This window comes from Mycobacterium sp. URHB0021, from assembly GCF_054057895.1.
The window spans coordinates 3,164,818-3,177,982 of record NZ_JBSRZT010000002.1 but is presented as its reverse complement, the minus strand read 5'-3'; the positions used below and the strand labels follow the sequence as shown (position 1 = coordinate 3,177,982).

Below are 13,165 nucleotides of genomic sequence, written 5' to 3'. Positions count from 1 at the left end.
TTCAGTTTTCGGGGATTTCTCGCTCGATCTCGTCGAGCCAGGTGCGCGCGGACATATCCGAGGGTGCACGCCAGTCGCCCCGCGGCGACAGCGAACCACCGTGTGACACCTTCGGCCCGTTCGGCAACGCGGAGCGTTTGAACTGCGCGAACGAGTAATACCGCTGCGCAAAGACCTGAAGCCAATGCCGAATCTCTTTCAGCGAGTATGACGGCCGCTTCTCTTTGGGGAAGCCGGTGGGCCAGTCACCATGCTCCGGGTCATTCCAGGCATGCCACGCCAGGAACGCCACCTTGGACGGCCGGAAGCCGTACCGAAGCACCTGGAACAATGAAAAATCCTGCAGCACATATGGTCCGACCTTGGCTTCGCTGCTCTGGATCTCCTCGTCCTCGCCCGACGGAACCAGTTCGGGCGTGATCTCGGTATCCAGCACCGACTGCAACACCTCATTGACCGCATCGTCGAACTGATGTGACGAGATGACCCAGCGGATCAGGTGCTGAATGAGGGTTTTGGGCACGCCGCCGTTGACGTTGTAATGCGACATCTGGTCCCCCACACCGTAGGTGGACCATCCCAGTGCGAGCTCGGAGAGGTCTCCGGTGCCCAACACTATCCCGCCTCGATGGTTCGCCAACCGGAACAGGTAGTCGGTGCGCAGCCCCGCCTGCACGTTCTCGAAGGTCACGTCATATACCTTCTCGCCACGGCCGAACGGGTGGTCCAGCTCCTTGAGCATGAGGTCCGCGGTCGGCCGGATATCGATCTCTTCGAACGAGACGCCGAGGGCGGCCGCCAGTCGAATGGCATTGCCCTTGGTGCGCTCCCCCGTCGCGAAACCGGGCAGCGTGAACGCGAGAATGTCGCTGCGCGGCCTGCCTTCCCGGTCCATGGCGCGAGCGGCGACGATCAGGGCGTGAGTCGAGTCCAGCCCGCCCGACAGCCCCAGAACCACCTTGGGGTACTCCAACGCGCGCAGCCGCTGCTCCAGGCCGGCCACCTGGATGTTGTAAGCCTCGTAGCAATCCTGTTGCAGCCGTGCGGTATCGGACGGCACGAACGGAAATCTCTCCACTTCCCGGAGCAGGCCGATATCCCCCGCCGGTGGATCGAGCTGGAACTCCACCCGCCGGAAGGCCTCCGTGGCGAGCCGATGATGGACGCGGTTGTCGTCGAACGTGCCCATCCGCAGTCGCTCTGACCTGAGCAGCTCGAGATCCACATCGGCGATCGCGCGCTGCTCGCCCTTGGGGAATCGCTCGGACTGGGCGAGACAGACACCGTTCTCCCAGATCATGGTCTGGCCGTCCCAGGCCAGATCCGTGGTCGATTCACCCTCGCCCGCGGCCGCGTAGACATACGCCGCGAGGCAGCGGGCCGAGGCCGACCGGGCCAGCAGCGTACGGTCTTCCGCCCGCCCGATTGTGATGGGGCTGCCGGACAGGTTGGCGAGCACGGTCGCTCCTGCCAGTGCCGCCTGCGAACTCGGCGGAATCGGCACGAACATGTCCTCGCAGATCTCGACGTGCAGGACGAAGCCGGGCATATCGGCGGCGGTGAACAACAGATCCGGCCCGAACGGTACGTCGACATCGCCCATCCGGATTGCGCCGCGCACCTCGTCACCGGCCGCCATCTGCCGCCGTTCGTAGAACTCCCGATAGGTCGGCAGGTACGACTTCGGGGCGACGCCGAGCGCCCGGCCGCGGTGGATCACCACCGCGGTGTTGTAAATTCGATGCCGATAACGCAGTGGCGCGCCCACCACCAGCACCGGCAGCAGTTCGGCCGATGCCGCCACGATGTCGAGGAGAGCGTCCTCGACCGCATCCAGCAAAGCGTCCTGCAGGAGAATGTCCTCGATCGAATACCCGGACAGGGTCAGCTCGGGGAATACCGCCAGGGCGACGTTCTCGTCATGGCAGTCCCGGGCCATCCGAAGCACCGACTCGGCGTTGGCCGCGGGATCGGCCAGGGCGGTGTGATGCGTGCAAGCGGCAACGCGGACGAAGCCCTGCCGGTACGCCGAGTAAAAATCCATGGCTCATTGTTGCCTGAAAACGTAGCCGGGTATGCAACCCCCATGAGTGAGATTGCGGTGCTGGTCATCGACATGCTGAATACATATCGCCACAAGGACGCGGACGTGCTCGCGCCCAACGTCGCGCACATGGTCGAACCGTTGGCCGGGCTCATTTCGGACGCCCGGGAGCGCGACGACGTTGACCTGATCTATGTCAACGACAACTACGGGGACTTCAACGCGGACTTCGACGACCTCGTCACCGCCGCGTTGAACGGGGAGCGCCCCGATCTCGTGTCGGCGATCGCGCCGCGGAAAGACTTCCTCCGTGTGCTCAAGGTCCGGCACAGCGCCTTTTACTCCAGCCCATTGGACTATCTGCTCGGCCGGTTGAACACCCGGCGGCTGGTTCTCACCGGTCAGGTCACCGAGCAGTGCATCCTCTACAGTGCTCTCGATGCCTACGTGCGCCACTTCGAGGTGGTGGTGCCGCCGGATGCCGTCGCGCACATCGATGCGGAACTCGGCGACGCGGCGTTGACGATGATGGAGAAGAACATGCACGCCGACATCGTCGCGGCGGGGAAATGCCTGGGCTGAGGACCCGCTGTCTCGTGTTGGCCTGTAGTTCGCCCGCGCGCATCGTTGCCGATCCGGCGATTTTCCCTGCGCCGCGCATCGTGAACGCACGCCATTCGGACCATCACCACGGCGCGACAATCATGGAGGAATTGTGAATAAGCTTGCCGTTCAACGCCAGTCACGGCCATTGCTGCCGGAACTGTCTGAACTCTTCACCGGCTTCCCGACGTTCGCCAACTTCCCCACCCTCCCCACCCTGTCGAGTCTGCGTCCACTGTTTGACAACCGTGTGCTGCGGCTGGAGGACGAGATGAAGCAGGGCGTCTATGAGGTTCGTGCCGAACTGCCCGGCGTCGATCCCAGTGAGAGCATCCAGGTCACCGTCCATGACGGGCAGCTGACCATCAAGGCCGATCGCACGCAGACAAGCGAGTCCAACGGCCACTCCGAATTCTCATACGGCTCTTTCGCCCGGACGGTTGCACTGCCCGCAGGCGCCGATGAGGACGAGATCCACGCCACCTACGACCGGGGCATCCTCACCGTAGAGGTGCCGCTGTTGGAGGATCGCTCCATCGAGAAGCGGGTCGAGGTGGTCGAGACGGTCCTGGTCGAGCACGAGGATGAGGACGACGACGAGGACGGGACCCAGCCCGAGATGACCGAGCACGCCGAGGGCGATGATCAGGACCAATCCGACCAGGAAGCCTGATCACCTACCCTCGAACCCATGGAAGCACCGGAACTCGTCGCCCTATTGCGGGGCCGGCGGGTCGCGGTGCTCACCGGCGCGGGCATGTCGACGGACTCCGGGATTCCGGACTACCGTGGTCCGGAATCGCCGCCGAGCAACCCGATGACGATTCGCCAGTTCACGTCCGATCCGGTGTTTCGGCAGCGGTACTGGGCGCGCAACCACGTCGGTTGGCGCCGCATGGACGAGACGCGGCCCAACGCCGGACACCGCGCGCTCGCCGCGCTCGAACTGGCGGGTGTGGTGACCGGCTTGATCACCCAGAACGTCGACTTGCTGCACACCAAGGCGGGTAGCCGCGCGGTGGTGAACCTGCACGGAACGTACGCGCAGGTGGCCTGTCTGGATTGTGGGCACACGATGTCGCGCGCCGCGCTGGCCGACCTGCTGGAGAGCGCCAACCCGGGTTTCGCCGAGCGCGCCCAGGCGGTCGGTGGCATCGCGGTGGCACCGGACGCCGATGCCGTCATCGGTGACACCACGTCGTTTCGGATCATCGACTGCCTCGACTGCGGTGGCATGCTCAAACCCGACATCGTGTACTTCGGCGAGAATGTGCCGAAATACCGTGTGGGGCAGGCCTATTCGCTGGTCGACGGCGCCGACGCGCTACTCGTCGCCGGATCCTCGCTGACGGTGTACTCCGGATACCGGTTCGTCCGGCACGCCGCCGCGCGGAACATGCCGATCGCGATCATCAACCGTGGCCGGACCCGCGGCGACTACCTGGCGGCGGTGAAGGTCGACAACGGCTGCTCGCCGATGCTTGCCTTGCTGAGCGACGAGCTCCCGGCCGTGGCGAATTCGGCCTGAATAGCATGTCTTAGAAGGCGACCAGGTCGTCGGCGTGCACCGCGGGACGGCGCAGCTCGGCGGGCAGGTCCGATGTCGACCTGCCCAGCATGTTGGCCAGTTCGGCATGGTCGTAGGCGACCACGCCGCGGGCGACCATCGCCGCGTCCTGGGACCGCAATTCGACGACGTCGCCGCCGTAGAAGCGTCCCGACAGCGCCGTGATCCCCGCAGCCAGTAGCGAACGCCGTTGACGCACAACGGCACGCACGGCACCGTCGTCCAGTGTCAGCGCCCCCGACGACTCGGCGGCGTAGCGGACCCAGAATCGGCGGGCCGACATGCGCTCGGCGCGTGGTGCGAACACCGTGCCCACCGAAGCGTCGGCCAGCGCGGTCGACGCATCCGACGCCGCGGCCAGCAGCACCGGCACGCCGGCATCGGCGGCCAGCAGTGCCGATGACAGCTTCGACGCCATCCCCCCGGTACCGAGGTGGCTACCGCGGCCGGCGACCACTCCGTCGATATCGGCCGGACCGTCCACCTCGGAAATGAAGCGTGCGTTGCTCTTTCGTGGATCCGCGTCGTACAGGCCGTCGACGTCGGACAACAGCACCAGCGCGTCCGCGCCGACCAGATGCGCCACCAGCGCGGAGAGCCGGTCGTTGTCGCCGAACCGGATCTCGTTGGTGGCCACCGTGTCGTTCTCGTTGACGATCGCCACCGCGTGCAGGGCCCGCAACCGGTCGAGCGTGCGCTGGGCGTTGGTGTGCTGCACGCGCATCGAGATGTCATGTGCCGTCAGTAGCACCTGACCGACGGTTCGGTGGTAGCGGGCGAACGCCGCGCTCCACGAGTTCACCAGTGCCACCTGCCCGACGCTGGCCGCCGCCTGTTTGGTGGCCAGGTCGGCGGGACGCTTGGTCAGCTTGAGCGGTTCGATACCGGCGGCGATCGCCCCCGACGACACGATCACCACGTCGGATCCCGCCTTCATCCGACCCTCGATGGCGTCGGCGAGCGTGGCGAGCCTGGTGGCGTCGAACACTCCGGACGGTGTGGTCAGCGCGGTGGTGCCGACCTTGACGACGACGCTGCGCGCAGAACGGATGGCGTCACGGTGCACGCTCACGACTCGCCGCCCGGTCGCCGCCGTTCGCGACGGGCCGCCTTCCGTTCGTCTGCGCCGACGCGATCCGTCTGCTCGAGGCGTATGTCGGTGCCGCGACCGGTCATCGTCACGTCGACGCCCGCCGGGGTCTGCGGTTCCCAATCGAACGTCACGTCGCCGATGGTCACCGCACAGCCGGGCTTCGCGCCCAGCTTCAGTAGCTCGTCCTCGACCCCCAGGCGGGCCAACCGGTCCGCCAGGTAGCCGACCGCCTCGTCGTTGTCGAAGTTCGTTTGGCCGATCCAGCGTTCGGGCCGGATACCGCGCACCACGAAACCGCCCTGACCGTCCGGCTCGACGGTGAAGCCGCTTTCGTCGACGGGAATGGGTCGGATGACCGGGCGACGGGGTACCACCGGCGGCTGCGACTCCCGGTACGCCGACACCATGTCCCAGAGCGCGAACGTCAACGGCCTTAACCCCTCCCGGGCTACCGTCGACACTTCGAACACCGGCCAGCCGAAGTGGCGGACAAGCTCCTCGCGCACGAAATCGGCGAGTTCACGCGCCTCGGGCACGTCGATCTTGTTGAGCACCACCGCCCGCGGCCGCTCGGCTAGATCGCCCAGCGTCGAATCGCCCTGCAGAGTCGGGGTGTATGCGGCCAGTTCGGCTTCCAGGGCCTCGATATCGGAGACGGGGTCGCGCCCGGGCTCCAGAGTCGCGCAGTCGACGACATGCACGAGCACCGCGCACCGCTCGATGTGCCGGAGGAAGTCCAGACCGAGCCCGCGACCCTGCGAGGCCCCCGGGATCAGGCCGGGCACATCCGCGACGGTGAAGGTATGGTCCCCTGCGGACACCACGCCCAGATTGGGTGCCAACGTGGTGAACGGGTAGTCGGCGATCTTCGGCTTGGCCGCCGAGATTGCCGATACCAGAGACGACTTACCGGCCGAAGGAAACCCGACCAGGCCGATGTCGGCGACCGTCTTGAGCTCGAGCGTGAGGTCGGCGACCTGGCCCTTCTCCCCGAGTAGCGCGAAGCCCGGCGCCCGGCGGGCCCGGGAGGCCAGAGCGGCGTTTCCCAGGCCGCCGCGACCGCCGGCGGCCGCCTCGAAGCGGGTGCCCGCGCCGATCAGGTCGGCGACCAGCCTGCCCTTTTCGTCGAGGACGACGGTGCCGTCGGGAACCCTGACCTCGAGATCAGCGCCTGCGGAACCATCGCGGTTGTTGCCCGCACCCTGCTTGCCGGACGGCGCGACGACGTGCGGATGGAAGTGGAAGTCCAGCAGCGTGTGCACCTGGGGATCGACGACCAGCACGATGCTGCCGCCACGGCCACCATTACCGCCGTCGGGGCCGCCGAGCGGCTTGAACTTCTCGCGGTGCACCGAGGCGCAGCCATTACCGCCATTACCCGCCCGTGCGTGGATGACGACCCTGTCGACGAAGCGCGGCATAGCGATGTACCTCCGAAAGTAACGTCATGGCGGGAAAACCTCGCGATCCCGCCCTGTCGTTACAGTCGCGAAGCCTAGACCTGGGGCGCCGACGGTCGCACGACGCTGATCGTCCTGCGACCACGCCGCACGCCGAACTCGACGGCGCCGGGTGACTTGGCGAACAGGGTGTCGTCGCCGCCACGGCCGACGTTCACGCCGGGGTGGAAATGCGTGCCGCGCTGACGGACCAGGATCTCGCCGGCCTTGACGATCTGGCCGCCGAACCGCTTGACGCCGAGCCGCTGGGCGGCGGAGTCGCGACCGTTGCGTGAGCTGGAAGCGCCCTTCTTGTGTGCCATTCCGTCGCCTCCTACTTGATTCCGGTGACCTTGAGGACCGTCAGCTGCTGACGGTGACCCTGCCGCTTGTGATAGCCGGTCTTGTTCTTGAACTTGTGGATGCGGATCTTGGGGCCCTTGGTGTGTTCGAGCACCTCACCCGTCACCGCAACCTTCTCCAGGGCGCTGACATCGGTGGTGACCTGCGCACCGTCGACAACGAGCGCGACGGGGAGCGAGACGGACGCGCCGGCCTCGACCTCGAGCTTCTCGACCTTGACGATGTCTCCCACGGCGACTTTGTACTGCTTACCGCCGGTCTTGACGATCGCGTACGTGGCGTTCTCGGCTGCCATCGCTTCTTCTTCCTCTATGTCGCTGTGCGGGCGCGCGCTACCCGTGGTGCGCGCGCGGGTCTGGGGTGCGGAGCCACATCGGGCCCGCTGTCGTCGGCGTCAGCCGAAAGACAACTGGTCAAGATTACGTGAGCCGCGTGTTGCGGGTCAAATCACTGCAGGTCACGCCCGGGGTCAGTGGTCATGGGCGGGCGGGCCTGCGGGGCGGGCTGCGGCACGGCGACGATGCCGCCCGCCCGGCGCGATCACCGGCTGCAGCTCATCCGAGTCGTCCTCATCGTCATCAGCGTCCAGGGAGTCTTCGTCGGAATCGTCGTCTTCATCGGAGTCGTCGACGTCTGAGTCCTCCTCATCCGAGTCCATGTCGTCGTCCGACTCGTCCTCGGCGCCCTTGTTGATGACCTCGATGTCGTCGTCGATGTCGTCGTCGTCTTCGTCATCGGGATCCAGATCGATCTCGTCGGTGTCGGATTCGTCGGCGTCCGATTCGTCGTCATCGGAATCGTCGTCATCGAAATCATCGTCGAGATCCTCGTCAGCGGTCCCTGCCACGGCCACGCGGATGGCTTCGCGATCCAATTCGGCGACTTCCCCGACGCCCTCCTTCGCCTCGAAGTTCTCCTCGCCCTGCTCTTCGTCGCCCAGGCCTTCGTCGTCCTCGCCCTCGTGCTTGCCGTTGGCGGCGGCCATTGCCTTGAACATCGGGTGCTCGCCGGCGGGATGCGAGGGCACCGTGACGACGGGGACCTCATCGGCCTTGCCCCGCTTGGCGCGCTTACCCCGCCTACCGCCGCCGGCCTCGGATTTGCGCCCGATCGCCGATGCGGTGTCGACGGGATCGCCGTGCAGCAGGATGCCACGTCCCGCGCAATGCGGGCACTGGGTGGAGAACGCCTCGATCAGCCCGGTGCCCAGTCGCTTTCGCGTCAACTGCACCAGTCCCAGCGACGTCACCTCCGACACCTGATGACGGGTACGGTCGCGGGCCAGCGCCTCGGTGAGCCTGCGCAGCACCAGATCCCTGTTCGATTCCAGCACCATGTCGATGAAGTCGATGACCACGATGCCGCCGATGTCCCGCAGCCGCAGTTGGCGCACGATCTCCTCTGCGGCTTCGAGATTGTTCCGGGTGACGGTCTGTTCGAGGTTGCCGCCGGAGCCGGTGAACTTGCCGGTGTTCACGTCCACGACGGTCATGGCCTCGGTGCGGTCGATCACCAGCGTGCCGCCCGACGGCAGCCAGACCTTGCGGTCCATGGCCTTGGTCAACTGCTCGTCGATACGGTGCACGGCGAACACGTCAGGGCCCTCGTTCGACGCGGGCTCGTACTTCGTCAAACGCGGGAGAAGTTCGGGCGCAACGGAATTCACGTATTCGTTGATGGTGGCCCAGGCATCATCACCGGACACGGTCAGGCCGGCGAAGTCTTCATTGAACAGGTCGCGGATGACCTTGACCAGGACGTCGGGCTCTTCATAGAGCGCGATCGCGGCCCCCGCCGCCTTCTGCTTGGTTTCGGCGGCCTTGGCGTCGATCTGGTTCCAGCGTTCCTGCAGCCGGTTGACGTCGGTGCGGATGTCTTCTTCCTTGACGCCTTCGGATGCGGTGCGGATGATCACGCCCGCGTCCGAGGGAACCACCTCGCGCAGAATCTCCTTGAGCCGCTGACGTTCCGTGTCCGGCAACTTGCGGCTGATGCCCGTGGACGATGCGCCAGGCACGTACACCAGGTAGCGGCCGGCCAGCGAGACCTGAGTGGTCAGTCGTGCGCCCTTGTGGCCGACGGGATCCTTGCTGACCTGGACGACGACGTAGTCACCGGGCTTGAGGGCCTGTTCGATCTTGCGCTGTGCGCCGCCGAGGCCGGCCGCCTCCCAGTTCACCTCGCCCGCGTACAGCACGCCGTTGCGGCCACGGCCGATGTCGACGAACGCCGCCTCCATCGAGGGCAGCACGTTCTGCACAATGCCCAGATAGATGTTGCCGACCAATGACGCGGAGGCAGCCGAGGTGACGAAATGCTCAACCACCACGCCGTCTTCGAGCACCGCGATCTGGGTGTAGCGGGCGCCCTCGTGCGGTGGTTCGGTGCGAACCTTGTCGCGCACGACCATCATCCGCTCGACGGCTTCGCGCCGGGCCAGGAACTCGGCCTCACTCAGGATGGGAGGTCGGCGTCTGCCCGCATCCCGGCCGTCGCGGCGGCGCTGCCTCTTGGCTTCCAGCCGGGTCGACCCACTGATTCCCTGGATCTCGTTGTTGCCGCCATCGGAGTCGCCCTTGTCCCGTCGCGGGGGGCGCTCGTGCACGACGGTGTTCGGCGGATCGTCCGGCGAAGCCGGGTTGTCGCCGTCGCCACCGGAGCCGGACTTGCGGCGCCGACGGCGGCGGCGCCGGCGGGTGCCGTCCTCGTCGCCCTTGTCACCGCTGCCGTCCTCGTCGCCCTTGTCCTCATCCGACTCGTCGGAATCCTCGGAATCCTCGGAATCCTCGTCGGCATTCTTGGTGTCGGCCGAGTCGCCGTCGTCGGAGTCGTCGCCGTTCTGCTCTCCGCGGCCACGGCCTCGCCCGCGACGTCCACGGCGCCGGCGCCTGGCCGCAGGACGCTCGGCCTGCTCGTCGTCCGCGTCGGAATCGTCGTCGGAATCGTCCTCGTCGTCATCGTCGTCATCGGACTCATACTCGAACCGAACCGGCTGCGGCGCGACGAACAGTGGCAGGTAGTCGGCGGTCTCGACGGTGGTCTCGAGAATCAGCCGGGACTCGGGTTCGTCCCCATCCACCCCGGGGGCTTGGGTATCGGCGCCCGTACCGAAGCTGAAGGGATCATCGACGGCCGGCGCCGCTTCGGCAGCCGGCGGCTCTTCGAGCACCGGCGGCGCCTCAGCGGCGGGTGACGTTTCCACGGCCGGCGGCGCTTCAACGCTGCCGGGGTCGTCGGAATTGTCGGCCAGCGCTTCCCGCACCCGATCCGCCTCATCCCTGGCGACGGTCGAGTGCGCGCTGCGGGCCCGGCCGTCAAGCTCGGTCAGGGCATCGATGATCCGCTTGCTGGTGGTGCCGAGCACCCGCGCCAGCGAATGGACCCTCAACCGCTCGGGCTGTTCCGCTTGTCGCTCAGTCTGGCCTGATCGGTCTTCGGTAGGTGCTTGAAAGTTTTCACTGTCGGCCACAAATTCTCCTCAAGCCCCCGGGCGCGTCGTGTCTGACGCGGCCACGCGAGGGCTTCCGCTATGAGCCCGGGACTTGCCCCGAGCTTGTATGGTCTCGCCCCGAGCCGCTCCTGGTGGAACCATCTCGGTGCCGGTCTGAATGATGGCTGGACGGTCGGCGCCACACCGCGATCGAGATAGCGATGGTCGCGCTCGTCTAAGTCTTCATTCGGGTGTCCGGCCCTGGTAAATGCCCGGCTACCCGCGCCCAGTATCCCACATCACGCGGTCTAGACCGATTAACCCGCGCAACCTGGCCCTTCGCCCCGTTACAGGCTGGGGAACCAGAGCCCGATCTCGCGGGCCGCCGACTCTGGCGAATCGGACCCGTGGACGAGGTTGTCCTGGGTGACAAGTGCCAGGTCACCGCGGATGGTGCCCGGCGCAGCCTTCTCGACCGGATCCGTCCCGCCGGCGAGCTGGCGGAACGCCGCGATGGCTCGCGGCCCTTCCAGCACGGCCGCCACCACGGGGCCCGAGGTGATGAACTCCAACAGTGAGCCGAAGAAGGGCTTCCCCTCGTGTTCGGCGTAATGCTTGCGGGCGAGATCGTCATCGACGTTCTTGAGTTCGAGGGCCGCGACGCTCAGGCCCTTGCCTTCGATCCGGCCGAGAATCTCTCCGATCAGGTGGCGCTTGACGCCGTCGGGCTTGATCAACGCAAGGGTCCGCTCAGTCACGGCCGACAGCCTAGTCGGGCGGCGGCTGTTGGCCCGGCAGCAGCCCACGCTTCTGCCGGCGAAGGACCTCGGCACGTAGGTAGGCGATGAGTAGCCACACCGCCAGGAAGATCAGGCCGATGAACCCCACCGCGCCGTGCACCAGCCAACCCGCGATCAGCACAACCTGCATCGCCAGGTTCAACCAGATCGCCCACGGCCGGCCCTGCGCACCCGTCAGCAGCACCAGCACCACCGCGAACCCGACCAGATAGCCACCGGTCAGTGGCGTCAATCCGCCGTCGGCGGAAGCGACCACCGGAAGCGCCAGCAGCACCACGATGGCTTCGAGGATCAGCGTGCCCGCCATCACGCCGCGGAAGCTGCGCCAAGGGTCGGGGCCGCCGGCGACATCATCAGGCGCACCAGGTGTTCGGGGCTCGGGCTGATCGGTCACTCGGGGTCCTTCCCGAACAGCGTTCGCGCTGCCCCGGCGGTAACGACCGATCCAGTGATCACCATGCCGGCCCCGCCGAAACCCCCGGCACTGTCTCCGGCGTTCCCCGAGTCCTCGACGAGGGCGGTGGCCGTCTCGATCGCGTCCGGCAGCGTGGCCGCGGTGAGGACGCGTTCCTGACCGAACCGCTCCTCGGCGCGCATCGCCAGCGACTCGACGTCGAGCGCGCGCGGTGAACCGTTGTGGGTGACGACGATCTGGTCGAATGCCGGCTCCAGCGCGGCCAGGATGCCGTCGACGTCCTTGTCCGCCATCACCGAGACGACTCCGATCAGCACCCTGAAGTCGAACTCTTCGGCGAGGGCCTGTGCCAGTGCCGCCGCACCCGCCGGATTATGCGCCGCGTCAATGAAAACCGTTGGCGCGCTGCGCAACCGCTCGAGCCGGCCCGGGCTGGTGACCGCCGCGAACCCGGCCCGCACCGCATCGATGTCGAGTTGACGTTGTGCGCCTGCGCCGAAGAACGCCTCGACCGCGGCCAGCGCCACCACCGCGTTGTGCGCCTGGTGTTCCCCGTGCAGCGGTAGGAAGATCTCCGAGTACACCCCGCCGAGGCCCTGTAACTCCAGAAGCTGGCCGCCGACGGCCACCTGCCGGCTCTGCACCGCGAACTCCGAGTCTTCGCGCGCCACGGCGGCATCGGCGCTGATCGTCTGGGCCAGCAGCACTTCCATCGCCTCGGCCGATTGCCTGCCGATCACCGCGACGGTATCGGTCGGAACCAGGTCGTCGTCCTGCTTCTTGATGATGCCGGCCTTCTCGCCGGCGATTTCGGTGATGGTGGCGCCGAGGTAGTCGGTGTGGTCCACAGCGATCGGGGTGATGACGGCGACGGGCGCGTCCACCACATTCGTCGCGTCCCATCGTCCGCCCAGGCCCACCTCGACGACGGCGACATCGATCGGGGCGTCGGCGAAGGCCGCGAACGCCATCGCGGTGACGACTTCGAACTTGCTCATGCGCGGGCCGGGCTCCCCCAGCGCTCCGGCCTCGGACTGCTGGTCGACCAGCATGACGAATGGTTCGACCTCACGATAGGTGGCCACGTACTGGGCCGGGCTGATCGGCTTGCCGTCGATCGAGATGCGCTCCACCGCGGACTGCAGATGCGGGCTGGTGTTGCGCCCGGTACGCCGGTGCAGCGCGGTCAGCAGCGCGTCGACCATCCGCGCAACCGAGGTCTTGCCATTCGTTCCGGTGATGTGGATGGACGGGTACCCGCGCTGGGGCGAGCCGAGCAGTTCCATCAACGCGGAGATGCGGGCCAGACTGGGCTCGATCTTGGTCTCCGGCCACCGCTGATCCAGCAGGTGCTCGACCTGGAGCAGCGCAGCGATCTCATCCGGCGTGGGCGCGGGTTCGGTCATTGCGG

Annotated in this window: 11 protein-coding genes and 1 pseudogene; 3 read left to right on the top strand and 9 right to left on the bottom strand. The window is 66.9% G+C overall.

Annotated elements, in window-relative coordinates; translation table 11 throughout:
* Position 1: 1 nt before the first annotated feature.
* The gene (locus ACVWWN_RS17800) at positions 2-2,044 is read right to left on the bottom strand and encodes an NAD(+) synthase (protein ID WP_457145037.1); all 2,043 of its coding nucleotides are present in this window, start codon (positions 2,042-2,044) and stop codon (positions 2-4) included.
* Between the two features lie 42 nt (positions 2,045-2,086).
* Here ACVWWN_RS17800 and ACVWWN_RS17795 point away from each other — a divergent pair, with 42 nt between their 5' ends.
* The 3 genes and pseudogenes from ACVWWN_RS17795 to ACVWWN_RS17785 all read left to right on the top strand — a co-directional run bounded on the left by ACVWWN_RS17795 (position 2,087) and on the right by ACVWWN_RS17785 (position 4,175).
* Complete coding sequence (locus tag ACVWWN_RS17795; RefSeq protein WP_457145036.1) at positions 2,087-2,626, top strand: cysteine hydrolase family protein; 540 nt, start codon at positions 2,087-2,089, stop codon at positions 2,624-2,626.
* A gap of 130 nt (positions 2,627-2,756) precedes the next feature.
* Positions 2,757-3,215: pseudogene (locus ACVWWN_RS17790) on the top strand (Hsp20/alpha crystallin family protein); the annotation flags it as partial.
* Positions 3,216-3,338: 123 nt separating this feature from the next.
* A complete protein-coding gene (locus tag ACVWWN_RS17785; RefSeq protein WP_457145035.1) occupies positions 3,339-4,175 on the top strand; it encodes an NAD-dependent protein deacetylase in 837 nt (278 codons plus the stop codon).
* A gap of 10 nt (positions 4,176-4,185) precedes the next feature.
* On the opposite strand, the gene proB is transcribed toward ACVWWN_RS17785, so the two are convergent.
* The 8 genes from proB to folC all read right to left on the bottom strand — a co-directional run bounded on the left by proB (position 4,186) and on the right by folC (position 13,160).
* Positions 4,186-5,286 carry a glutamate 5-kinase gene (proB, locus tag ACVWWN_RS17780; protein WP_457145034.1) on the bottom strand — a complete coding sequence of 367 codons (1,101 nt, stop codon included), beginning with the start codon at positions 5,284-5,286 and terminating at the stop codon, positions 4,186-4,188.
* On the bottom strand, positions 5,283-6,728 hold the full coding sequence (gene obgE, locus ACVWWN_RS17775; RefSeq protein ID WP_457145033.1) for a GTPase ObgE: 1,446 nt from the start codon (positions 6,726-6,728) through the stop codon (positions 5,283-5,285). The genes proB and obgE overlap by 4 nt, the downstream gene beginning before the upstream one ends.
* A 74-nt stretch (positions 6,729-6,802) precedes the next feature.
* The gene (gene rpmA / locus ACVWWN_RS17770) at positions 6,803-7,069 is read right to left on the bottom strand and encodes a 50S ribosomal protein L27 (protein ID WP_457145032.1); all 267 of its coding nucleotides are present in this window, start codon (positions 7,067-7,069) and stop codon (positions 6,803-6,805) included.
* 11 nt (positions 7,070-7,080) lie between these two features.
* A complete protein-coding gene (rplU, locus tag ACVWWN_RS17765) occupies positions 7,081-7,404 on the bottom strand; it encodes a 50S ribosomal protein L21 (protein ID WP_457145031.1) in 324 nt (107 codons plus the stop codon).
* 174 nt (positions 7,405-7,578) lie between these two features.
* Positions 7,579-10,578: an Rne/Rng family ribonuclease gene (locus ACVWWN_RS17760; protein WP_457145030.1), complete on the bottom strand. Its 3,000-nt coding sequence runs from the start codon at positions 10,576-10,578 to the stop codon at positions 7,579-7,581.
* A 308-nt stretch (positions 10,579-10,886) separates the two neighbouring features.
* Positions 10,887-11,297: a nucleoside-diphosphate kinase gene (ndk, locus tag ACVWWN_RS17755; RefSeq protein WP_457145029.1), complete on the bottom strand. Its 411-nt coding sequence runs from the start codon at positions 11,295-11,297 to the stop codon at positions 10,887-10,889.
* 10 nt (positions 11,298-11,307) lie between these two features.
* Positions 11,308-11,646: a DUF4233 domain-containing protein gene (locus ACVWWN_RS17750; RefSeq protein WP_457149172.1), complete on the bottom strand. Its 339-nt coding sequence runs from the start codon at positions 11,644-11,646 to the stop codon at positions 11,308-11,310.
* An 83-nt stretch (positions 11,647-11,729) separates the two neighbouring features.
* Positions 11,730-13,160, bottom strand: a complete 1,431-nt coding sequence (gene folC / locus ACVWWN_RS17745; RefSeq protein ID WP_457145028.1) for a bifunctional tetrahydrofolate synthase/dihydrofolate synthase — start codon at positions 13,158-13,160, stop codon at positions 11,730-11,732.
* Positions 13,161-13,165: the final 5 nt, after the last annotated feature.

Bases quoted from the DNA above. Each gene is read 5' to 3' on its own strand.
- ACVWWN_RS17800 (WP_457145037.1), bottom strand. From the start codon at position 2,044: ATGGATTTTTACTCGGCGTACCGGCAGGGCTTCGTCCGCGTTGCCGCT.
- ACVWWN_RS17795 (WP_457145036.1), top strand. From the start codon at position 2,087: ATGAGTGAGATTGCGGTGCTGGTCATCGACATGCTGAATACATATCGC.
- ACVWWN_RS17785 (WP_457145035.1), top strand. From the start codon at position 3,339: ATGGAAGCACCGGAACTCGTCGCCCTATTGCGGGGCCGGCGGGTCGCG.
- obgE (WP_457145033.1), bottom strand. From the start codon at position 6,728: ATGCCGCGCTTCGTCGACAGGGTCGTCATCCACGCACGGGCGGGTAAT.
- rpmA (WP_457145032.1), bottom strand. From the start codon at position 7,069: ATGGCACACAAGAAGGGCGCTTCCAGCTCACGCAACGGTCGCGACTCC.
- rplU (WP_457145031.1), bottom strand. From the start codon at position 7,404: ATGGCAGCCGAGAACGCCACGTACGCGATCGTCAAGACCGGCGGTAAG.
- ACVWWN_RS17750 (WP_457149172.1), bottom strand. From the start codon at position 11,646: ATGGCGGGCACGCTGATCCTCGAAGCCATCGTGGTGCTGCTGGCGCTT.
- folC (WP_457145028.1), bottom strand. From the start codon at position 13,160: ATGACCGAACCCGCGCCCACGCCGGATGAGATCGCTGCGCTGCTCCAG.